Origin of the sequence: Mycobacterium sp. (genome assembly GCF_035623875.1) — a bacterium.
Taxonomy (GTDB): domain Bacteria; phylum Actinomycetota; class Actinomycetes; order Mycobacteriales; family Mycobacteriaceae; genus Mycobacterium.
This window is the reverse complement of record NZ_DASPSP010000128.1, coordinates 1-4,666: the sequence shown is the minus strand read 5'-3', so window position 1 is coordinate 4,666 and position 4,666 is coordinate 1. Positions and strand designations below refer to the sequence as shown.

Below are 4,666 nucleotides of genomic sequence, written 5' to 3'. Positions count from 1 at the left end.
CCAAACCACCGCCTCGGCGAGCTCGCGCAGGTTGTGCGGCGGGATGTTGGTGGCCATGCCCACCGCGATGCCGCCCGAACCGTTGGCGAGCAGGTTCGGGAACCGGCTCGGCAGCACCGTCGGTTCCTGCACCCGGCCGTCATAGTTCGGGATGAAATCGACTGTCTCCTCATCGATTTCGCGCAGCATCTCCATGGCCAACGGTGTCAGCCGCGCTTCGGTGTTGTGGCTGACGAAGCCGTTGGCGATGAACGCGTGATCTTCCGTGTCGACGCGCAAGCTGTACACCGGTTGCACGCCGGCTTCTGTCACCGAGGCGACTCTGGCGTAGTAGAACCGGCCGTCAGTCAGGTCGGTCGCGATGCTGCGCACATCCGGATCCGCGATGTGTGCCAAAATCTCTGCGCCGCGGGTCCGCCAGCGTTGGATGCGGTCGAGGTTGTGGCGGTTGAGCCAGTCGCGGTCGGCCCAAGAGCCACCGGCGTGCCTGCGGATGAATGCCGCCAGTCCGGGAACGTGGTCGGCGTCCATACCGGCGCATGGTGGAAGCGCACCCAATAGCTTGGTCAGCTTGGCTTGCTTCGTACCACCGAAGCCGACTTGGGCCGAGAACAGTTGGGCCTGGGCCCGATTGGTGATGACAACCTTGTGCTCGCCAACCGCATGCCGATACCGCCTGGACACGACCCCGAACTCAAGCAACATCTGCTGCACGTCCTTGGCTAGCTGCTCGCTGCGCGTCGAATAAGAGACCTGAATCATGTTGCGTGGCAACGCAGAGCACGACCCGTCGCCTTCGAAGAGTGCCCGCAAGAATGCCCGCTTGACCGCGGCGGGTGCGTGCCACAACCATTCGGGCACGTACTTGTGCGCCGACCGACACCCCACCAATTCCCAGAGGCGGCTCTGTTTCAGCGTCGCCACTCGGTCCAAATTCGCGAAGCCAGCACACCGCTCTGAGACGAACCCTTCGCTGATGAAGGCTCCCAAGAGGAGCGCTTCCATCGTGGAATGCCAATACGCAGGACCGAATTCCACCGGCGGCGTGCGTTGCAGCACAACGTAGTCGGCGGGGCGAATCTCGTCGATCAGCTTCCACAGCAGCGTGGGCACGCCGCCAATGTTCACGAGACACAGCAAGGGGTGGTTTGACGTGCCGGTGACCTCATAGCCCTCGGCGGTGCGCACGGTATAGGTTTCATGTTCGCCGGAATGGAATAAGCGATCGGCCACAACCGGGTTACCATGCCGATCAAGGACCTTCAGCTCGACCGCTTTGTCTGAATTGGGTCGGGCGTCGGCGACCACGTCTCCAATCCGCACCGACTGCCCAAATGGCAATCGCACCAACGCATCCCGCGTCAAGCAATACCTCATCGCGGCTGGCGGGTCGTTGCCGGGGGAGCCGAAGTTGCCCTGACCGTCGACCAGCGGATAGCGCAGCGACCACGGTTGGGCCATCCGCACCAGGGTGTCGTAGATCGAGGCGTCACCGTGCGGATGGTAGTTGCCCATTGTCTCGGCCACCGAGCGCGCGGACTTGGCGTGGCTGCGGTCCGGGCGGAACCCGGAGTCGAACATCGCATAGAGCACCCGGCGGTGCACCGGCTTGAGGCCGTCACGCACCTCCGGCAACGCGCGGCCCACGATGACGCTCATCGCGTAATCGATGTAGCTGCGCTGCATCTCCTGCTGGATGTCGACTGGTTCGATCCGGTCGGCGGCGTCACCGCCGGGCGGCAGCGTGGTGTCTGTCATCTAATCCTCGTTTGAGATTCGGACGGGGGAGATGCTTGAGAGCCGTCGGACTTCGCTAAACATCTAGGAAGCGCACGTCTTTGGCGTTGCGGGTGATGAAGCTTCGGCGCGCGTCGACGTCCTCGCCCATCAGGATCGAGAACAATTCGTCAGCCGCGGCGGCGTCGTCCAGGGTGACCTGGCGCAGCACCCGAACCGAGGGATCCATCGTGGTTTCCCACAGCTCCTTGGCGTCCATCTCGCCGAGACCTTTGTAGCGCTGGATGCCATCGTCCTTGTTGATCTTCTTGCCGGCCTTGAGCCCGGCATCCAGCAGCCCGTCGCGTTCCCGATCGGAGTAGGCGAATTCCGGATCGCTGCGCTGCCACTTCAGCTTGTACAGCGGCGGCTGCGCCAAAAACACGTGGCCGTTCTCGATCAGCGGGCGCATGAACCGGAACAACAGGGTCAGTAACAGCGTCGAGATGTGCTGGCCGTCCACGTCGGCGTCGGCCATCAGCACGATCTTGTGGTAGCGCAGCCTGGTGATGTCGAACTCGTCGTGGATTCCGGTGCCCAGCGCGGTGATGATCGCCTGCACTTCGGTGTTTTTCAGCACCCGGTCGATGCGGGCCTTCTCGACGTTGATGATCTTGCCGCGCAACGGAAGAATCGCCTGGAACATCGAGTCCCGGCCGCTCTTGGCTGAGCCGCCAGCCGAATCACCCTCCACCACATACAATTCCGACTTACGCGGATCGGTGGAACGGCAATCCGCCAGCTTGCCGGGCAGCCCGCCCAGATCGGTGGCGCTCTTGCGCCGCACCAACTCTCGGGCTTTGCGCGCCGCGATCCGCGCTTGCGCGGACGACACCGCCTTGTTAACCACCGTCTTGGCATCACTGGGGTTGGCTTCGAACCAGTGGGACAGCTTGTCGTTGCACGCCTTCTGCACGAAGGACTTGACTTCGGTGTTGCCCAGCTTGGTCTTGGTCTGGCCCTCGAACTGCGGTTCGCTGACCTTGACCGAGATCACCGCCGCCAAGCCCTCGCGGATGTCGTCGCCGGTGAGGTTGGGGTCCTTGTCCTTCAGCAGCTTCTTGTCTTTGGCGTACTTGTTCACCACCGACGTCAACGCGGCGCGGAAACCCTCCTCATGGGTACCGCCCTCGTGAGTGTTGATGGTGTTGGCGAAGGTGTGCACCGACTCCGAATAGCCGGCGTTCCACTGCATCGCGATCTCGACCTCGTGGCCGGGACCCTTGTCGGAGAAGTCGACGATACTGCTGTGGATCGGGTTCTTCGTGCGGTTGATGTGCTTGACGAAGTCGACCAGGCCGCCGGGGTAGTGGAACGTGCGGTGTTTGACTTTCTGCTGGCCTTTTGACTCAGCCGCCTTCTCTTCGGCCGACTTCGGCGCCTCAGCGGTGTCGCTGACCACCTCGTCGACCACCTCCTCGGCGGTGACGCGCTTGTCGACCAATTCGATGGTCAGCCCCTTGTTGAGGAAGGCCATCTCCTGTAGCCGGCGGGCGACGGTCTCGAAGTCGTATTCGGTGGTCTCGAAGATGTCCGGATCGGCCCAGAACCGCACCGTGGTGCCGGTCTTCTTGGTCTTCTCACCCTGTTTGAGGGTGCCGGGCACCGAGTGGTCATAGAACTGCGTCCACTCATAACCGTCGCGAGAGATCTCGACCTCGAGGCGGGTGGACAAGGCGTTGACCACCGAAACGCCCACCCCGTGTAAACCACCCGACACCGCGTAGGCGGCGTGGTCGCCGCCGAACTTGCCACCCGCGTGCAATTGGGTCATGACAACGTCGACGGTGGGAATCCCGGTTGCGTGCATCGACACCGGGATGCCACGACCATTGTCGATGACCTGAACGCCGCCGTCCGAGAGGATTTTGACGTCGACTTTGGTGGCGAAGCCGGCCATCGCCTCGTCCACCGCGTTGTCGACGACCTCCCAGATCAGATGGTGCAGGCCGCGCTCGCCGGTCGACCCGATGTACATGGCCGGTCTTTTGCGAACTGCCTCCAACCCTTTAAGGACCTGGATGTCCCCGGCGTCGTACGAGTTGCGGGCCTTCTTCTGGGCAGCCACGGTCGGAAAGTTCTCCTTGGGGTTGCGCGCGGGTAGTCCAATTGACTGTGCGCTGGTTTCTCCGCCAGTCTACCTACAACAGGCCGTGGCACCCATTCTGCGAGGGCGTTTCTACACAGCTATCTACGCCGTGTGCGGAATATTTCGCTCTAGCCTGCGTCCTGACGCTTGACGTGCCGAGTCGCGGGCTTGTGATGGCCCTGAGCGGATCGCGCGATCGCTCAACCATAGGTGTCGCGGGGCCCTCTTCCGGCGATGTGCAGTGGTCCCTTCCGCCACGACGGCGCGACCGGACCGGTGATTTTCAGCGCGGTCACCACACCGTCGCCGACCGCGGCGGCAATCTTGGCCAGAACCTGCGCCTGGATGATCCGCAGCTGCGTCGCCCAGGCCGTCGATTCCGCGGACACACTCAACACTCCGTCGCGCAGTGCGGTCGGGGTCGCGTGGTCGGCGATGTGCTGACCCACCACCGCCGGCCATTGCCCCAACACTGTGCCCTCCGCCACCCGCGACGACCAGCCCCGCTTCTTTGCCACGTCGCGGGCGACGCTGCCCAGCGGTTGCGGATCGCGGCCGTCTGGCGCCGGACCAGACCAACGGCGTCGGCTTCCGGCGCCGGCAACACGGCGAGTGGGCGGCAGCCGGCGCCCCCGCCCGACATCTTTGCCTTGCGTGCGGGCGGCACCGCGCGCCTCTTCCAACGCCCGCCTCACCAGGTCCATCCCGGGTAACCCGCTCAACCGCTCAGACGATCCAATGTCGGAGTCCGACGGCGCGTCGTTGTCGGAGCCGGTCACGTCTGCACCTCCGAGACCGGGC

At 63.8% G+C, this 4,666-nt stretch carries 3 protein-coding genes; all 3 read right to left on the bottom strand.

The window, feature by feature from the left end; genetic code table 11:
* Positions 1–1,758 (bottom strand): DNA gyrase subunit A (locus tag VEI45_RS10480; protein WP_324852833.1); only part of this gene is annotated, 1,758 nt, incomplete at its 3' end.
* Positions 1,759–1,813: 55 nt separating this feature from the next.
* Positions 1,814–3,844 (bottom strand): DNA topoisomerase (ATP-hydrolyzing) subunit B, encoded by a 2,031-nt coding sequence (gyrB, locus tag VEI45_RS10475; protein WP_324852831.1) that lies wholly within the window; start codon positions 3,842–3,844, stop codon positions 1,814–1,816.
* A gap of 221 nt (positions 3,845–4,065) precedes the next feature.
* On the bottom strand, positions 4,066–4,644 hold the full coding sequence (locus tag VEI45_RS10470) for a DUF721 family protein (protein WP_414687443.1): 579 nt from the start codon (positions 4,642–4,644) through the stop codon (positions 4,066–4,068).
* Between the last annotated feature and the right edge of the window lie 22 nt (positions 4,645–4,666).